Source organism: Streptomyces sp. NPDC127068 (assembly GCF_042724695.1).
Taxonomy (GTDB): Bacteria; Actinomycetota; Actinomycetes; order Streptomycetales; family Streptomycetaceae; genus Streptomyces.
The window spans coordinates 1-16,493 of sequence record NZ_JBHXEN010000074.1; the positions used below are offsets into that span (position 1 = coordinate 1).

Sequence of the window (16,493 nt, forward strand, 5' to 3'; positions counted from 1 at the left end):
CCCCTAGACGGGTTCTGCGACGGCGAGGAGCGCCCCGATAGGGGCGCGGGGAACTGCGCAAAACATCAGCGCACCCGCACAGGAACAGCGCACGCCCACCAGGGCGCACCGAAGGGGCGCGGTGAACTGCGCGGATGCCGACCACGCACCGCCCGGAACAGCGCACCGCCAGGTGATCGCACCGAAGGGGCGCGGGGAACGGCGCGAGCAACCACAGCGCACCCGCAGGGAACCGCGGCCTACGGGGGGAACCGCCGGTCGACCCACCGCCAGGTACCCTCCAGCACCGCCGCCGCGACCACCGCGACCCCCGCCGCCGCCCACGGCATCACCGCCCCCACCAGGTCCAACGCGAAGAACCGCTGGAGCCAGGGCACCACGAGCACCAGCCCGAACCCGCTCGCCATCGCGGCGACCAACCCCACCCGCCACCACGTGTACGGCCGGGCGATGATCGCCAGCACCCACAACGAGACCAGGAAGAGCGTCAGGGTCGCCGCACTGGTCTCGGCCGCCAAGGACCCCGCCCCGGTGTAGTAGCTCCGGGCCAACAGGTACGTCACGAAAGTGGCCGTCGCCGCGATGATCCCGCCCGGGATCGCGTACCGCATGACCCGCCGGACGAAGTGCGGCCTGGCCCGTTCCGTGTTGGGCGCGAGCGCGAGGAAGAAGGCGGGGACGCCGATGGTGAGCGTGGACAGCAGCGTCAAGTGCCGCGGCAGGAAGGGGTACTCGACCTGCGAGACCACCACCAGGATCGCGAGCAGCACCGAGTACACGGTCTTGACCAGGAACAACGTGGCGACCCTGGTGATGTTGCCGATGACCCGGCGGCCTTCCGCGACGACGGACGGCAGGGTCGCGAAGCTGTTGTTCAGCAGGACGATCTGCGCGACCGCCCGAGTGGCCTCCGAACCGGAACCCATGGCGACGCCGATGTCCGCGTCCTTGAGGGCCAGCACGTCGTTCACCCCGTCGCCGGTCATCGCCACGGTGTGACCGCGGGACTGGAGCGCGCCGACCATCTCCCGCTTCTGCTGCGGGGTGACCCGCCCGAACACGGTGTGCTCGTCGAGCACCGAGGCCATCGCGTCCCGTTCGGCGGGCAACGTCCGGGCGTCCACCGTGGCGTCGGCGCCCGCGAGCCCCAGCTTGCCGGCGACCGCGCCGACCGACACCGCGTTGTCCCCGGAGATGACCTTCGCCCGGACGTCCTGCTCGGCGAAGTACCGCAGGGTGTCGGCGGCGTCCGGCCGCAGCCGCTGTTCCAGGACGACCAACGCGGTGGGCCGAGCCCCTTCGGCGACCGCTCCGTCCTCCAGGGCGTCCAGTTCGCGGACGGCCCGGACCAGCAGCAACACCCGTAGACCCTGGCGGTTCAGCTCCTCGGTGGCGGCGAGCGAGGGATCACCCGCCGGCAACAGCACGTCGGGCGCGCCCAGCAGCCAGGTGCTGGACTCGCCGTCCTCCTCGTCGAAGCTCGCCCCGCTGAACTTCCGGGCCGACGAGAACGGCAGGGACCGGGTGCAGCGCCAGCCCGCGGGCACCGGATGGGTCGCGATGATCGCCTGGAGGGACGCATTGGGCCGCGGGTCGGACTCGCCGAGGGCACCGAGCACCCGACGCACGTACGCCGGGTCGGCGCCGCCCAGCACCCGCAGTTCCGTGACGTCCATGCCGCCCTCGGTGAGCGTGCCGGTCTTGTCCAGGCAGACCGTGTCGACCCGGGCGAGCCCTTCGATCGCCGGCAACTCCTGGACGAGGCACTGCTTGCGGCCCAGCCGGATCACGCCGATCGCGAAGGCCACCGAGGTCAGCAGCACCAGCCCCTCGGGGACCATCGGCACGATCCCGCCGACCGTCCGGGCCACCGAGTCCTTGAAGTCGTTGTCCCGTACGACGAGTTGGCTGATGATCAACCCGGTCGCGGTCGGGACCATCATCCACGTCACGTACTTGAGGATCGTGGAGATCCCGGAGCGCAGTTCGGAGTGGACCAGGGTGAAGCGGGACGCCTCCTCGGCGAGCTGCGCCGCGTACGCCTCCCGCCCGACCTTGGTCGCCGTGAACGCGCCGCCGCCCGCGACGACGAAGCTGCCGGACAGCACTGCGTCCCCGGGCCGCTTCACCACCGGGTCCGCCTCCCCGGTCAGCAGCGACTCGTCGATCTCCAGACCGTCGGCCTCGACGCACGTCCCGTCGACCACGACCTTGTCCCCGGGCCCCACTTCGATGAGGTCCCCGAGCACGATCCCCGAGGTCGGCACCTCGACCGCGGCCCCGTCCCGGCGGACCGTGGGCCGGGCCTCCCCGATCACGGCGAGCGAGTCGAGGGTGCGCTTGGCCCGCAGCTCCTGGACGATCCCGATGCCGGTGTTCGCGAGGATCACGAAGCCGAACAGGCTGTCCTGGATGGGCGCGACCACCAGCATGATCGCCCACAGCACCCCGATGATCGCGTTGAAGCGGGTGAGGACGTTCGCCCGGACGATCTCCGTCAGCGAGCGGCTGCTGCGCACCGGAACGTCGTTGACCTCGCCCCTGGCCACCCGTTCGGACACCTCGGCCGAGGTCAGTCCGCCGGCCCGGACCCCGCCCGGGAGCGGAACGGGGTGCACCGGGTCGAGTTCGGCGCCCGCATCGATGTGCGTCATGGTCCGACGGTACGGAAGGAAGGCGCTCCGCACCCGTCAGGCACGGCAAAGGGCCGAGAACGATCCGCGGTCCGGCCCACCGGGTCGGTTCGGGCCTGGCGCCTCGGCACCGCGGGGGCTCGCCTTGCGGGCTTACGGGGGCGTGCGCGCCGGCGTGTCAGCCCTGATCGTCCTGCGCGGGGGTCCCCGGCGCCGCGTCCCCGGACGCTGCGTCCCCCGGTACTGCGCCCTGCCGCGCCGCGTGCCGCTTGAGCGCGGCGTCCCGCTTGCGCACGTACCAGATGCCGATGAGTCCGAGGCCGGCGCCGGCCAGGCACGTCCACAGCCACCACAGATGGCCGTGCTCGTCGAACCAGCCGTAGAAGGGGAGCTGCACCAGGAAGAGGACGAACCACAGGATCGTGCCGCCCGTGATGGTGCCGACCACGGGGCCCTCCAGGGGCTCCGGAGCCTCGCGCTGGGGGGAACCCGCAGAAGGATCGGACATGCGGGGAGTTTATCGGGGGCGCGGCGGCACGGTCCGGGGCGTCGTCCGGGGACGGAGAGCGGGCGGGGCCTACGGGTGGGCCGGCGCTGCGGGTGGGCGGCGGGTAGGGCGTAGGGCCCTACGGGTGGGCATCAGGTTGTCTACGCGCGGAGATAGCGTTCATGTCCCTCATATGTTCATACTGAAACGGTTCTCGACCGGCCCGTTTCCTTCGTAGGAATCTACAACTGAGGTCCCGTATGTCCCCCTCGGCCACCGCTCAGGTCGACGCGTCCGGAGATTCTCCGGCCCCCAAGCCGCCGACCAACGGCCTTGACCGCTACTTCCGGATCTCGGAGCGCGGTTCCAGCCTGCCGCGCGAGATCCGCGGCGGCTTCGCCACCTTCTTCGCGATGGCCTACATCATCGTGCTGAACCCGATCATCCTGGGCAGCGCGAAGGACATGTACGGCCACCAGCTCGACAACGGTCAGCTGGTCACCGCGACCGCGCTCACCGCCGCCTTCACCACCCTGCTGATGGGGGTCATCGGCAACGTCCCGATCGCGCTGGCCGCCGGGCTCGGCGTCAACACGGTCGTGGCCCTCCAGCTCGCGCCCCGCATGTCCTGGCCGGACGCGATGGGCATGGTCGTCCTCGCCGGCTTCGTGGTGATGCTGCTGGTCGCCACCGGTCTGCGGGAGCGCGTGATGAGCGCCGTGCCGCTCGGGCTGCGCAAGGGCATCGCCATCGGCATCGGCCTGTTCATCATGCTGATCGGCCTGGTCGACGCCGGCTTCGTGTCCCGCATCCCGGACATCGCCCAGACCACCGTCCCGCTCACGCTCGGCAGCGGCGGCCACCTCACGGGCTGGCCGGTCCTGGTCTTCGTGCTCGGCGCGCTGCTCACCCTGGTGCTGATCGTGCGCAAGGTGCCCGGGGCGATCCTCATCTCGATCGTGGCGATGACCGTCGTCGCCGTGGTCATCGAAGCGGTCGCGGACGTCCCCTCCTGGGGCCTCACCACCCCGAAGTGGCCCGGCAACCCGGTCTCCACCCCCGACTTCGGGCTGATCGGCGAGGTCAGCCTGTTCGGCGGGTTCGAGAAGGTCGGCATCCTCACCGGCGTGCTCTTCGTCTTCACCGTGCTGCTGTCGTGCTTCTTCGACGCGATGGGCACGATCATGGGCGTCGGCGACGAGGCCAAGCTGACCGACGCCAAGGGCAACCTCCCCGGCATCAACAAGATCCTGTTCGTGGACGGCATCGCGGTCGCGGCCGGCGGCGCCTCGTCCTCCTCGGCCACCACCTGCTTCGTGGAGTCCACGGCCGGGGTCGGCGAGGGGGCGCGCACCGGGTTCGCGAACGTCGTCACGGGCAGCCTGTTCGGCCTGGCGCTGTTCCTGACCCCCGTCGCCACGATGGTGCCGTCCCAGGCGGCGACCCCGGCGCTGCTGGCGGTCGGGTTCCTGATCCTGTCGGGCTCGATCCGGTCGATCGACTGGGACGACTACACGATCGCCATCCCCGCGTTCGTGACCATGATGATGATGCCGTTCACCTACTCGATCACCAACGGCATCGGGATGGGCTTCATCACCTTCACCGTGCTGCGGGTGGCCGCGGGGCGCGCCCGTGAGGTGCCGATCGCGATGTACGCGGTGTCCGGCGTCTTCGTCTTCTACTACCTGATGCCCGCGCTCGGGCTGCTCTGATTCGGTTCCGCCCGTGCGGGACGGTAGAGGCCGGTGGTCGCCCGGGTGGCGCCACCGGCCCCGTTCGTTCCGGGGACGTGCCGGACGGCGGGGTCGCGCAGGACGGTGAGCGGGCCGCCCGTTCCCGTACCGCTGACGGTCCCGCCGTTCGCGCGGGGGGCGGCGCCCGGCGGGCCGGCGGTCCCGGTCGCCCCGGTGGCCCTCGCGGGGTGCGGCCCCGTGGGGTGTGTGCTCGCGGAGGCGGTGTCCGTGGGGGACCCGGTGCGCGGGGCGGGGCCGGTGTCCGTGGGGGACCCGGTGGCGGGTCTCGCTCCGGCGCCCGCGGTCGGCCCCCTGCGCGGGGTGGACTCCCTGTCCGGGGCGGACCCGGCGCCCCGGGCGGGCCCCGTACTTCCGGCGGGCCCCGTGCGTCCGACGGACCGCGGATGCCCGGCGGACCCGGCATCCGCGGTCGATCCCGCAGCCGGGTGCGATCCGGGGCCCGGGACGGATTCCTGCCGCGCGGTCGATCCGGGTCCCGGGGTGGAATCGGCACCCGGGGCGGCGCCGGAACCCAGGGTGGCGCCGGGGCTGGGGGCGGCGCCGGAGTAGAACCGTTCCGTCTCCTCCACCGCCGAGCGGAACCTTTCGTCGAAGTCGTCGCGCACGAGCGTCCCCATCACGTAGTCCTGCACGCTCATGCCCCGTTTCGCCGCATGGTCCCGGAGCCGCTCCAGGAGCTCCCCGTCTATCCGCAGGCTCAGTACGTGTGTCCCCATGGTGTGAGGGTCCGGGCCGAGGGGGTAGGTTGTATCACTTTCCGGCATGCGCTCACCCGTACGGGTGACGAGTAGGCGGCGTGTCCGGGATCACCGTGTAGACAGTGGTGCTTAGGCAAGGTAATGAGTTACGCTAACAACATGCCTGACCTTACCCATGGCGACGATGCAGCGGCGGTGAACGCCCTCCGCTCGTCGGTCATGCGACTGTCCCGGCGGCTCAAACACCAGCGGGTCGACGAGTCGCTCAGCCCGACGGAGATGTCGGTGCTGGGCACCCTCGCCCGCTGTGGATCCGCCACCCCCGGCGAGCTGGCCCGCAAGGAGCACGTCCAGCCGCCCTCGATGACCCGCATCGTCGCGCTCCTGGAAGCCAAGGGCCTGGTCAGGCTGGAGCCGCACCCCGACGACCGCCGCCAGAAGGTGGTCACCCAGACCGAGCAGGCCGAAGCCATGCTCGAAGAGAGCCGCCGCCGGCGCAACGCCTGGCTGGCCGGTCTGGTGGAGGGCCTGGACGAGGACGAACGAGCCAAGCTGCGCGCCGCCGCCCCCGTACTGGAGAAGCTCGCACACCTGTAGTACCGAGCCGAGGAGGCGAATCTTTTTGAGTACGGGATCCGGAGCAGACTCCGCCCCCGCACCGCACACCCACTCCGACCCCGCCGCTCCTCCCGGTACCCGACGCACCCCCGCCCGCGCGGGCAGGTTCGGGTTCCGGCTCCGGCGACCGTTCCGCCGGCCCGCCGCCGGACGACTCATACCCCGTACCGCCCCCGCCCCCCACGCGCAGCGGCCCGCTGCCGATGCCGCCGACGGGGCACCCGTGTCCCTGGTCAAGGCCACCGAGCCCACGGGGGCCGCCGGAGCGGACCGCGGTCGGGGCGGCACCTTCTCCTCCCTCGGCATCCGCAACTACCGGCTGTTCGCCATGGGCGCCGTCGTCGCCAACGTCGGCGTCTGGATGGCCCGCATCACCCAGGACTGGCTGGTCCTCAGCCTCACCGGCTCCTCGACCGCCGTCGGGATCACCACGGCGATGCAGTTCCTGCCGATGCTGCTGTTCGGCCTCTACGGCGGGGTCATCGCCGACCGCTTCCCCAAGCGGACCGTGCTCTTCCTCACCCAGGGCGCGATGGGGCTCGGCGGGCTGTTCCTCGCCGCCCTCACGCTGAGCGGACACGTCCAGGTGTGGCACGTGTACATGACGGCGCTGTTCACCGGACTGGTGACCGTCGTCGACAACCCGACCCGGCAGTCGTTCGTCTCCGAGATGGTCGGCCCCGGGCAGGTCCGCAACGCCGTCAGCCTGAACTCCGCGAACTTCCAGTCCGCGCGGCTGGTCGGCCCCGCGGTCGCCGGCGTGGTGACGGCCGCCTTCGGGCCCGGCTGGGCGTTCCTCGCCAACGGCCTGATGTTCCTCGCCCCGCTGGTCGGACTGACGCTGATGCGCACCTCCGAACTGCACCCCACCCCGCGTCGGCCGCGCGGCAAGGGCGAACTCCGCGAGGGCCTGCGGTACGTCTCGCGGAACCCCGAGCTGATCTGGCCGATCGTCCTGATCGGCTTCGTCGGAACGTTCGGCTTCAACTTCCCGATCTGGCTGAGTGCCTATGCGCACGACGTCTACGACGGCGGCTCGGGCATGTACGGACTGTTCAACACCCTGATGGCGTTCGGCTCGCTGGTCGGCGCGCTGCTCGCGGCCCGCCGCGCCAGCACCCGGCTGCGGATGCTCGTCGCGGCGGCGGTGCTGTTCGGCGCCCTCCAGATCGTGACGGCGTTCGCCCCGTCGCTGTGGACGTTCCTGCTGCTGCTGGTGCCGATCAGCATGCTGGGCCTGACCGTGAACGTCACGGCCAACTCGTTCGTGCAGCTCGCCACCGACCCCGAGATGCGCGGCCGGGTGATGAGCCTGTACATGATGGTCTTCGTCGGCGGCACCCCGCTGGGCGGCCCGCTGTTCGGCTGGCTCACGGACGCGTACGGGGTGCGGTTCAGCTTCGCGGTCGGCGGCCTCGTCTGCGCGGTGTCCGCGCTGTTCGTCGGGCTGATGCTGGCCCGTGCCGCCGGGCTGAGGGTCCAGGTCGACCTGCGTCGGGGCCACCAGCACGTCCGGTTCGTGCCCCGACAGGAGCTGGCCACCGCGGCGTGAGCGCCCGTTCCGGGGGCGGGCCGGGCGGGTGACACTGGGGCGCATGAGACTCTACGCCGGCGTCCTGCCCCCGCCCTCCGCGAACGACGAGCTCGGCCGGGCGGTCGACGCGCTGCGGGACCTGCCCGGGTACGAGGCGCTGCGCTGGACGGGACGGCCCGGCTGGCACCTCACCCTCGCGTTCTACGGCGAGGTGCCCGAGGAGTCCGTCCCCGAGTTGACGGAACGGCTCGCCCGGGGCGCACACCGCTCGGAACCGTTCACCCTGGCGCTCACCGGGTCCGGCACCTTCGGCGGACGGTCCCTGTGGGCCGGGGTGAGCGGCGACACGCGGGCGTTGCGGCTGCTGGCCGACCGGGCGGAGGCGGCGGGGCGTCGGGCCGGGCTGTCGCTACGGGAGCACCGGCGGTTCCGCCCGCACCTCTCGCTCGCCCGGAACCGGGACAGCGCCGCCGCCTCCGGTGTCGACCTCGCCCCGTACCTCGACGGGCTCGCCGACTTCGCCGGTGCGGCGTGGACGGTGCGCGAGCTGACGCTGGTCCGCAGCAACCTGCCCACCGGCGGGGTGCGCGGGGCGCGGCCCCGGTACGAGACGGTCGCCGCCCTGCCGCTGGGCGGTGCCGGTTAGGCTCGGGGGTGTGGACCCGAAGACCCGAAACCGGATCATGGCCGGTGTGCTCGTCGTGATGTTCCTCGTCGTCGCCGTCGCCTCGGCGGTCGGCGGGTAGCGAGCCGTACCCCGGCGGTGGCCGCCCGTGCGAGGTTGCGCACGGGCGGCTTCGACGTGCGCGGGTCGCGGTGGGCGTTACCAGGCGAAGGCTTCCGGGGACGGGCCCGGGCCGGGGAACAGCGACTCCAGGGACTCCAGCAGGTCGTCCGGGAGCTCCAGGGACACCGCCCGCAGCGCCGACACGAGCTGTTCGGAGGTGCGGGGGCCGACGATGGGGCCGGTGACCCCGGGGCGGGTCAACAGCCAGGCGAGGGCCGTGTCACCCGGCTCCAGACCGTGCTTGTCGACCAGGTCCTCGTACGCCCCGATCCGTTCCCGCACCGCCGGGTCCGCGAGGGCCTGCGCCGCCGTGCCGGACACCCGGCGCCCGCCCTCGGCCTCCTTGCGCAGCACCCCGCCGAGCAGCCCGCCGTGCAGCGGTGACCAGGGGATGACCCCGAGGCCGTACTCCCGGGCCGCGGGGATCACCTCCATCTCGGCGCGCCGCTCGTACAGGTTGTAGATGCACTGTTCGCTGACGAGCCCGAGGCGGCCGTGGCGGTCCGCGGTCTCGTTGGCCTGGGCGATCTTGTAGCCCGGGAAGTTGGACGAACCCGCGTACAGGATCTTGCCCTGGGCGACCAGGACGTCGATGGCCTGCCAGATCTCCTCGAACGGGGTGTTCCGGTCGATGTGGTGGAACTGGTAGAGGTCCAGGTAGTCGGTCTGGAGGCGCTTCAGGCTGGCGTCGACGGCGCGCCGGATGTTGAGCGCGGACAGCTTGTCGTGGTTGGGCCACGCGGTGCCGGGGTCCTGGCCCATGTTCCCGTAGACCTTGGTCGCGAGGACGACCTTGTCCCGGCGGTCCCCGCCCTTCGCGAACCAGTTGCCGATGATGCTCTCGGTGCGGCCCCTGGGCTCGCGGCCGTACGCGTTGGCCGTGTCGAAGAAGTTGACGCCCGCGTCCAGGGCGGCGTCCATCAGTGCGTGGCTGTCGGCCTCGTCCGTGTAGGGGCCGAAGTTCATCGTCCCGAGGACCAGCCTGCTGACCTTGAGTCCCGTGCGTCCGAGCTGCGTGTACTCCATGGTTCACCAGCCAACGCGGTCGGGGCCGCTCCCCGCAAGGGCGCCGTGCGGTGGGGGCGGTGGCACGGGGACGGGTCAGACCCGGCAGTGGGCGATGTTGACGACTTCGCGATAGTCCGAGACCACGGGGTTGGCCATGGACTCGCGGTGCACGACGACCACGCGTCCGTAGGGCCAGGTGAGGTCGGTGCGCAGCTTGTGGTTTCCCTGGGTGCACCCCGCGAACATGATGCTGCGTCGCAGATCGGTGTGGTCGACGTCCTCCTCCCCGGTGTTCACCAGGGGGCCCATGGTGAGGAACATCGTCTGGGCTTCGGGGTTGAACGTCACGTGCAGACCGTCCGGCGGTTCCTGGGCCCTGCGGAACGACTCGCTCGTCTCCTCGGAGAGGGAGGCGGCGATCTTCCGCTCGGAGGCCGTCATGGCGTCGCGGGCGTCCGACCACTCCTGGAGGCTGGGCTCCGCCCGGTCACTGCGGGTGTAGGCCGGCTGCGGTTCTGCGGGGGGAGCGGTCGCCGTGGCGCGGTCGTCGGCGACCGTGGCCGCGGGGCTCGGCACCGTTCCGAGCGGAGACGAGGAGGCGGACGCCGCGGGCGCTGCTGTGATGGTGGGGGACGTTCCATCGCCCCGGGACGTGGGCTCCTTCTGCGACGGGAACGCGAAGACGGCGCCCGCCACGACGCCTGACAGGCCGATCGCCGAGGCACCGACGAGGGTGAACCGGCGGGCTCTGCCCGATGACCCGGGCGCGGGCCAGGCTTCCGCCTGCTGGAAGGGAACCGGGTGCCAACCGTCCGTCACCAGGTCGTCGACGGGCGTGGGTGACGCGCCCTGCCGAGGCAGTACGTGCGTGTCCTGGGTTTCGAGGAGCCCTATGCAGTCCTCACGCAGGGTGGGTGCGGTGGGTCGGTCCTCCGGCTCCTTCGCCAAGGCGCGTGTCGTGACGAGCCGTAGGCCGTCGGGGAGGCCGGAGAGATCGGGGTCCTGTGACATCACCCGGAAGGCGACCGCGTCCAGCGCGCCGGTGCCGAAGGGGTGGCCCCCGGTGCCGGCGTAGGCGATGAGCGCGCCCCAGGAGAACACGTCCGACTTGGTGCTGACGGCGCCGGTTCGGTACTGCTCGGGACTGATCCATCCCGGGGTCCCCGTCAGCACGCCGGTGCGTGTCACGGACGTTCCGTCGAGGGCGTGGGCGATCCCGAAGTCGAGCAGACGCGGACCGTCGGGGGAGAGGATGACGTTGCCCGGCTTGATGTCCCGGTGGATCACGCCCGCTTCGTGGACGGCTGCCAGCGCGGCGGCGGTTCCCACGGCCAGGGCGTGCAGCGTCGCGCCCTCGACGGGCCCGTGCGTGGTGACGTATCGCTGGAGCGTCGGGCCCGGTATGTAGGGAGTGGCGAGCCACGGTCGCTCGGTGTCACAGTCCGCCGCCAACACCGGCACGAGACACGGCCCGCTCACCCTGCTCGTCAGCGCCACCTCGCGCCGGAACCGCGCACGGAACTCCTCGTCCTCGGCTTGGGCGGGGTGCACGACCTTGACCGCCAGGCGGCGCCCGCTGCCGTCCAGGGCGGCGTGGACGGTGCCCATGCCACCGGAACCCAGACGGCCCACGATCCGGTACGGGCCGATGCGGGTCGGGTCTCCGGGGAGGGCGGGGAGGATACGGGCGGTCATAGGGGTTCCTCTCAGGCGCCGGAGCCCACGGGACGTGGCGTGTGCAGAGAGAAGTATGTATCGCAAGCGCGCCAGAACGGGTGGGAAGGCCCGAGGTCATTCCGATCGCCCTGAGCGTCGCGATTCGTCGGACAACGGGCTTGGACGGAAACGTCATTGACCGGGAAGAGGCGGGCCTGGTCGGCCGTGACTCGGCCGGCCGTCAACCCGGTAGCCCGCCGCGTTGGACGGCCGTCGTGCGGCGGATCGGGCGAGTACCGTTCTTGGCAGGAGAAGGGACGGGCCCATGGCCGGGGACGGACGCGGTGGAGTCGGGCGGCGGGTGCACGAGCTGCGGTTGCTGCGCGGCCACACCCTGCGGGAGCTGGGCCGAAGAGCGGCCGTGTCCCCGTCGATGTTGTCCCGGATCGAAACCGGCGAACGGGGCCCGAGCGCGCAGGTCGTGGCCGCGTTGGCGCGGGCGCTCGGCGTGACCGTCTCGGTCCTGCACGGTCAGCCCTACATCGAGCAGTTGCGCAGGGACCAGCTCGACCGGCTCATCTCGCCCCTGGGCACGGCACTCGACAACTGGGGCATCCCGCCGGAGGACGAGGACCCGGTTCCGCGCGGGCTGCCGCTGCTGGGCTCCGACGTCGCGCAGGTCCGGCGGCTGCGGACGGACTCCGCGTACGCGGCGCTGGCGGAGTTGCTTCCCGGGCTGCTGGGGGAGTTGTCCCACGCCACGATGGTGCACGGGTCGGGCGGCGACGGCGAACGGGCGCACTGGCTCCAGGCCGAGGCCGCCTTGGGCGTGTTCAGCGTCGCGTACAAGTTCGGGTACATGGACCTCGCCCGGCTGGCGCTGAGCCGGATGGCGATGGCGGCGGCCCGGTCCGGGGACCCGCGCCAGGTGGCCGCCGAACGGGTGAAGCGTGCGCAGCTCAGCGCGGACGGGCCGGCGATGGAACAGGGGCTGCGGCTCGTCCGCCAGGGGCTGCGCGACCTGGACGACGACGGGACGCCCGAGACCCGTGCCGTACGGGGCGGGCTGATCCTGAAGGGCGTCCAGATGCACGGGCTGCTCGGCCGGGGCGACGAGGCGAACGCCTGGCTGGACGAGGCGCGGGGCCTCGCCCGCGAGTTGGGCGAGACCAACCACTACACGTTCGTCTTCGGTCCGACGAACACGGAACAGCACGCGATGGCCGCAGCCGGGGACCGGGACGAGCACGGTGAGGCGGTGGCGATCGGTGAACGGGTCCGGCTGCCGGACGGCTACCCCGCGGCGCGGGCCGGTGCCTACTGGATCGACCGGGCGCGTTCGTTGGCCCTCGTCGCCCGGCCCGAGGACGCGTTGGGCGCCCTCCAGGAGGCCCGTCGGGTGTCACCCCAGCAGGCTCGCTACCACCCGACGACGCACGCCACGGTCGGCGTGCTGCTGAGGGCTCGACCCTCCGTCCCGGAACGGCTGCGCACGTTCGCCCAGTGGAGCGGTGGCTAGCCAACGGGGCCTGTTCGTGCGGGACTCGGGGTCGTCGCACCGCCTCGGCGTGACGTTCCGTAGGAGTACCGTTACTGGCGAGAGGGATCGGAGGGGCCCATGTCCCAGCAGGAGGAACGCGTCGGCGCGCGGATCGCGTCGAACCGGAAACTGGCGGGCTACACGCAAGCGGGGCTGGCCACCGAGGCGCACGTGTCCCTGGGTGCGGTGCGCAAGGTGGAGCGGGGGGAGCGGTTGCCCACGCACGGCTTCCTGATCGCGGTGGCCCGCGCGCTGCGGGTCCCGGTCGAGGAGCTGACCGGACAGCCGTACCGGGCCGAAACGCCCACGGAGCAACGTACGCACGCCCCCGTCCAGGGCATCCGCACGGCGGTGCGCAGGTTCGACCTACCGGCGGACTGGTACACGGAGCCGAGGCCGATGGAGGAACTGGCACGGGACGTGCAGACCGCCGCCGCCCATCGCGCAGCGGCGCGGTACGCCCAGCTCGGTGCGGTGCTCCCGGGTTTGCTTGAGGAGCTGACCGCCGGGGTGCACCTGACCGCCGGGCGGCAACGACGGGTGCATGCACGACTGTTGGCGTCCGCCTACTACATGGCGCACGGGCTGGCCCATCGGCTCGGCTACAGCGATCTGATCGGACAGCTCGAAGACCGGATGCGGTGGGCCACGGGGCTGTCGGGAGATTCGCTGATGCGGGCGCTGGCCGAGTGGACGCGGTCCTACTCGTTCGACGCGTTCGGCGACTACGACGGCGGGCTACGTGTACTGGCGGCGGCCCGGGCGGAGTTGGAGGGCGCTGCGGACGTGGCGGGAGGCGCCGAGCTCCCGCGGATCGCGCTGTTGGGCAGCCTGCACCTGCGTGAGTCCACGTTCGCTTCGCTGGCGCGCGACGAGGCGGGAACGGAGCACCACCTCGCTGAGGCGCGCCGGTTGGGCGAACTGGTACCCGGTGGGCGGGACCAACTCCACTACCACATGACCTTCGGCCCGGCGAACGTCGCGGTGCACGACGTTGCCGCTTCCGTCGAGTTGAAGCGGCCCGAGGAGGCGGTGCGCAAGGCCCGGGGGCTGCGCTTCCCCTCGGACATGGCGCGTACCCGGCAGGGTCACCACCATGTGGCGGTGGCTCGCGCGCACGTGGACCTGGACCGGCGGGAGGACGCGTTGAGGCACCTCCAGAAGGCGCGACGCCTCGCCCCCGAGCTGACCCGCGTCCACCCGACGGCCCGGGAGACCGCTCGCGTCCTCACGCACAAGTACCGCCGCACGACGGAGGAACTGCGCAGCCTCGCCACCTGGTTCGGGGTCCAGAAGTAGCGGTCGACGTCAAGGCGCAAGGCGGTAGCGGGTACCCCAGTGCGGGGTACTTGCGCCCTTTCCGTGACGGCATCCTTACGGTCAGTAAGGAACCCCCGCGACCGTGCGACCGGTCCGGGGGCGTGGTCATCAACAAAGGGGAGTCGACGACATGGCTCAAGGTACCGGGGAAGCAGACGGCGCGGGCACGGGTGAGGGGGCGCGGTTCGTGCGGCTGTTGCCGTGGAGCACCGACGAGGGCAAGCCCTGTTTCCTGGTGAGCGATGCGGGCGGGGCCGCAGGCGACGGGCGGGGCGGGTTGCGCCGGATCGCGGACGAGATGGAGCGGACGCAGTTGGGGCAGGCGGTCACGTTGCTGGAGCGGGCCGGTTGCCTGGTCGCCGATGAGCGGTCGGGGGAGCGGGAACTGCGGTTCGTGGTGGAGCAGTTGTGCACGTCGTTGCGGGAGGTGTCCCGGGTCGCGGAGAGCCGGGGCGCGCGGTTGGCGGCGGTACGGGACCTCAGTGCGGGGTAGCCGTCCCGGCCGGGGTAGCCGACCCGGCCCCGTCGGCCGGGCGGACCGTGCCGGAGCCGTTCACCACCCCGAGTGACCCCAGTGCTCCGCGTGGCCGGAGTACCCCGTGCTCCCCGCACCGCGGGAGTCCTCGGCGGACTCGTACGGTTCGCCCCAGCCCCACTCCTCGTGCAGTGCGCGGGCGAAGGCGGCGGCCAGCTTGTGTGCGCCGGACGCGCCCGGGTGGGTGCCGTCGTGGGTGTCGGAGGCGAGGTCGTAGTCGGTGGGCGGCGCGGCGAGCAGGACGGGGGAGCGGGCGGTGTCCAGGTCGGCGGCGGTCTTCGCGAGGAGTTCGTTGAAGTGGGCGACCTCGGCCCCGAAGGGGGTGTCCGTCTGCGCGCGGACGTTCGGGATGACGGGCAGGATCAGGAACCGTACGCGGGGGTTCGCGGCGCGGGCCTCGGCGACGAAGGCGCGGACGTTCGCCGCGGTCTGGCCGGCGTCGGTGTAGAAGCCGAGGTCGATCAGGCCGAGCGAGACGAGCAGCACGCCCGGGCGGTGCGCGGTGACCGCCTCGCGGATCAGCGGGGCCATGTGCAGCCAGCCCTCGCCCCAGCCGGCGAGGTGCGCCCGGGGGAAGGCGGCGGCGGTGTCCGGGGGGTACTCCAGCGAGACGGGGGCGTCCTGCGCCGTGTCGTACAGGGTCTCGCGGGGGCCCACGAACCGGAACGGTGCGTCGAGGGTGTCCCGCAGGTGCTCCCACAGGCGGTAGCGCCAGGTGTGTTCGCCGGCGCTCCCGATGGTCTGCGAATCTCCGACGCACATCAACCTGAGCATCCGCTCATCATCGCCGATGGGCAGGTGGGGCGGGGTGTGAGGTCCGGCACCCGGGCGGTGCCGCGGGACGGTGTTTGCCGGTGGCCGGAGTGAACCGCCCTGCGGGGTGGCAGTCTTGAGGGCATGCGTTCGTTTTCGTCGGTGGCCGGTGCCGCCTGCCTCGCCGTCCTGACCACCGTGCTCACCGCCGGACCCGTCTCCGCCGCCGGACCCGCCTCGGCCGGGGACGTCGGTGCCGAGGGGTTCACCATCGAGGACCCCCGGATCAAGGAGTCCAGCGGGCTGGCCGCGTCCCGCCGGCACCCGGGGATCTACTGGACGCACAACGACAGCGACGACGGCGCGTTCCTGTACGCGGTGGACGCCCGCAGCGGCAAGACCGTCGCCACGCTCACGCTGACCGGGGTCGGCCGCCCGCGCGACGTGGAGGCGATCTCGCTGGGCCCGGACGGGAACCTGTACGTCGGCGACATCGGGGACAACCTCGGCGGCACCTGGAACCACGTGTGGGTCTACAAGGTGCCGGAGCCGAAGAAGCTGGTCGACCGGACGGTGAAGGCCACGCAGTACGTCGTCAAGTACGCGGACGGGCCCCGGGACGCCGAGGCGCTGATGGTCCACCCGAAGACGGGGCGGGTCTACATCACGGACAAGAAGGACGACGGGGCCACCCTGTACGCGGGGCCGGCGAAGCTGTCGCCTTCGGGCACCAACGTGTTCCGCCGGGTCTCGGACATCGACCTGTGGGTCACCGACGGGGCCTTCTCGCCGGACGGTCGACAGCTGGCCCTGCGCGGTTACCTCGGTGGCGTCCTCTACGACTGGAAGGGCGACAAGCCGAAGCGCGTGGACCGGCTCCGCATCCCGCTCCAGCGCCAGGGCGAGTCCCTGACCTGGACCCCGGACGGCAAGACCCTGCTGTACGGGTCCGAGGGGCTGGGCAGCGACGTGGAGCCGCGGAAGGCGCCCGGCGGGTCCGGGGGCGGGCGAGACGGGGACGGCTCGGACGGCTCCGCAGCGGGCGACGGCGGCGAGGGCGACGGCGGGGGCTTCACCCAGGGCGCCGCCCTCCTCGTCGTGCTGCTCGTGGCGGTGTTCGGGGTGCGGCGGCTGCGCCGCGGCAAGGGCTGAGACCGGGCCCGTCCA

At 72.1% G+C, this 16,493-nt stretch carries 13 protein-coding genes and 1 pseudogene; 8 read left to right on the plus strand and 6 right to left on the minus strand.

Features of this window, described 5'->3' with window-relative positions:
- Positions 1-239 precede the first annotated feature (239 nt).
- Positions 240-2,654, minus strand: coding sequence for an HAD-IC family P-type ATPase (locus ACFWIA_RS32060; RefSeq protein ID WP_387010767.1), 2,415 nt, complete (start codon positions 2,652-2,654; stop codon positions 240-242).
- 157 nt (positions 2,655-2,811) lie between these two features.
- Positions 2,812-3,141 carry a DUF2530 domain-containing protein gene (locus ACFWIA_RS32065; protein ID WP_387010768.1) on the minus strand — a complete coding sequence of 110 codons (330 nt, stop codon included), beginning with the start codon at positions 3,139-3,141 and terminating at the stop codon, positions 2,812-2,814.
- A gap of 239 nt (positions 3,142-3,380) precedes the next feature.
- On the opposite strand from ACFWIA_RS32065, the gene ACFWIA_RS32070 reads away from it, so the two are divergent.
- Positions 3,381-4,835, plus strand: a complete 1,455-nt coding sequence (locus tag ACFWIA_RS32070) for an NCS2 family permease (protein WP_387010769.1) — start codon at positions 3,381-3,383, stop codon at positions 4,833-4,835.
- Positions 4,836-5,422: 587 nt separating this feature from the next.
- On the opposite strand, the pseudogene ACFWIA_RS32075 reads toward ACFWIA_RS32070, so the two are convergent.
- Positions 5,423-5,593, minus strand: a pseudogene (locus ACFWIA_RS32075) (ribbon-helix-helix protein, CopG family); the annotation flags it as partial.
- A 141-nt stretch (positions 5,594-5,734) separates the two neighbouring features.
- Here ACFWIA_RS32075 and ACFWIA_RS32080 point away from each other — a divergent pair.
- The 3 genes from ACFWIA_RS32080 to thpR are packed head-to-tail and all read left to right on the plus strand — an operon-like array spanning position 5,735 to position 8,373.
- Complete coding sequence (locus tag ACFWIA_RS32080) at positions 5,735-6,172, plus strand: MarR family winged helix-turn-helix transcriptional regulator (RefSeq protein WP_387010770.1); 438 nt, start codon at positions 5,735-5,737, stop codon at positions 6,170-6,172.
- Positions 6,173-6,197: 25 nt separating this feature from the next.
- Positions 6,198-7,745, plus strand: a complete 1,548-nt coding sequence (locus ACFWIA_RS32085; protein ID WP_387010771.1) for an MFS transporter — start codon at positions 6,198-6,200, stop codon at positions 7,743-7,745.
- A gap of 43 nt (positions 7,746-7,788) precedes the next feature.
- On the plus strand, positions 7,789-8,373 hold the full coding sequence (gene thpR, locus ACFWIA_RS32090) for an RNA 2',3'-cyclic phosphodiesterase (RefSeq protein ID WP_387010772.1): 585 nt from the start codon (positions 7,789-7,791) through the stop codon (positions 8,371-8,373).
- 177 nt (positions 8,374-8,550) lie between these two features.
- On the opposite strand, the gene ACFWIA_RS32095 is transcribed toward thpR, so the two are convergent.
- Positions 8,551-9,540, minus strand: coding sequence for an aldo/keto reductase (locus ACFWIA_RS32095; RefSeq protein ID WP_387010773.1), 990 nt, complete (start codon positions 9,538-9,540; stop codon positions 8,551-8,553).
- Between the two features lie 75 nt (positions 9,541-9,615).
- Positions 9,616-11,217, minus strand: a complete 1,602-nt coding sequence (locus ACFWIA_RS32100; protein ID WP_387010774.1) for a serine/threonine protein kinase — start codon at positions 11,215-11,217, stop codon at positions 9,616-9,618.
- Between the two features lie 286 nt (positions 11,218-11,503).
- Between ACFWIA_RS32100 and ACFWIA_RS32105 the strand changes: the two genes are divergently transcribed.
- The 3 genes from ACFWIA_RS32105 (at position 11,504) to ACFWIA_RS32115 (ending at position 14,531) form a co-directional block, all read left to right on the plus strand.
- Positions 11,504-12,697, plus strand: coding sequence for a helix-turn-helix domain-containing protein (locus ACFWIA_RS32105; RefSeq protein ID WP_387010775.1), 1,194 nt, complete (start codon positions 11,504-11,506; stop codon positions 12,695-12,697).
- 99 nt (positions 12,698-12,796) lie between these two features.
- A complete protein-coding gene (locus ACFWIA_RS32110) occupies positions 12,797-14,017 on the plus strand; it encodes a helix-turn-helix domain-containing protein (protein ID WP_387010776.1) in 1,221 nt (406 codons plus the stop codon).
- A 151-nt stretch (positions 14,018-14,168) separates the two neighbouring features.
- Positions 14,169-14,531: a hypothetical protein gene (locus tag ACFWIA_RS32115; protein ID WP_387010777.1), complete on the plus strand. Its 363-nt coding sequence runs from the start codon at positions 14,169-14,171 to the stop codon at positions 14,529-14,531.
- A 60-nt stretch (positions 14,532-14,591) separates the two neighbouring features.
- On the opposite strand, the gene ACFWIA_RS32120 is transcribed toward ACFWIA_RS32115, so the two are convergent.
- The gene (locus ACFWIA_RS32120) at positions 14,592-15,347 is read right to left on the minus strand and encodes an SGNH/GDSL hydrolase family protein (protein WP_387010778.1); all 756 of its coding nucleotides are present in this window, start codon (positions 15,345-15,347) and stop codon (positions 14,592-14,594) included.
- Positions 15,348-15,470: 123 nt separating this feature from the next.
- Here ACFWIA_RS32120 and ACFWIA_RS32125 point away from each other — a divergent pair, with 123 nt between their 5' ends.
- Positions 15,471-16,478, plus strand: a complete 1,008-nt coding sequence (locus ACFWIA_RS32125) for a TolB family protein (RefSeq protein WP_387010779.1) — start codon at positions 15,471-15,473, stop codon at positions 16,476-16,478.
- Positions 16,479-16,493 lie beyond the last annotated feature (15 nt).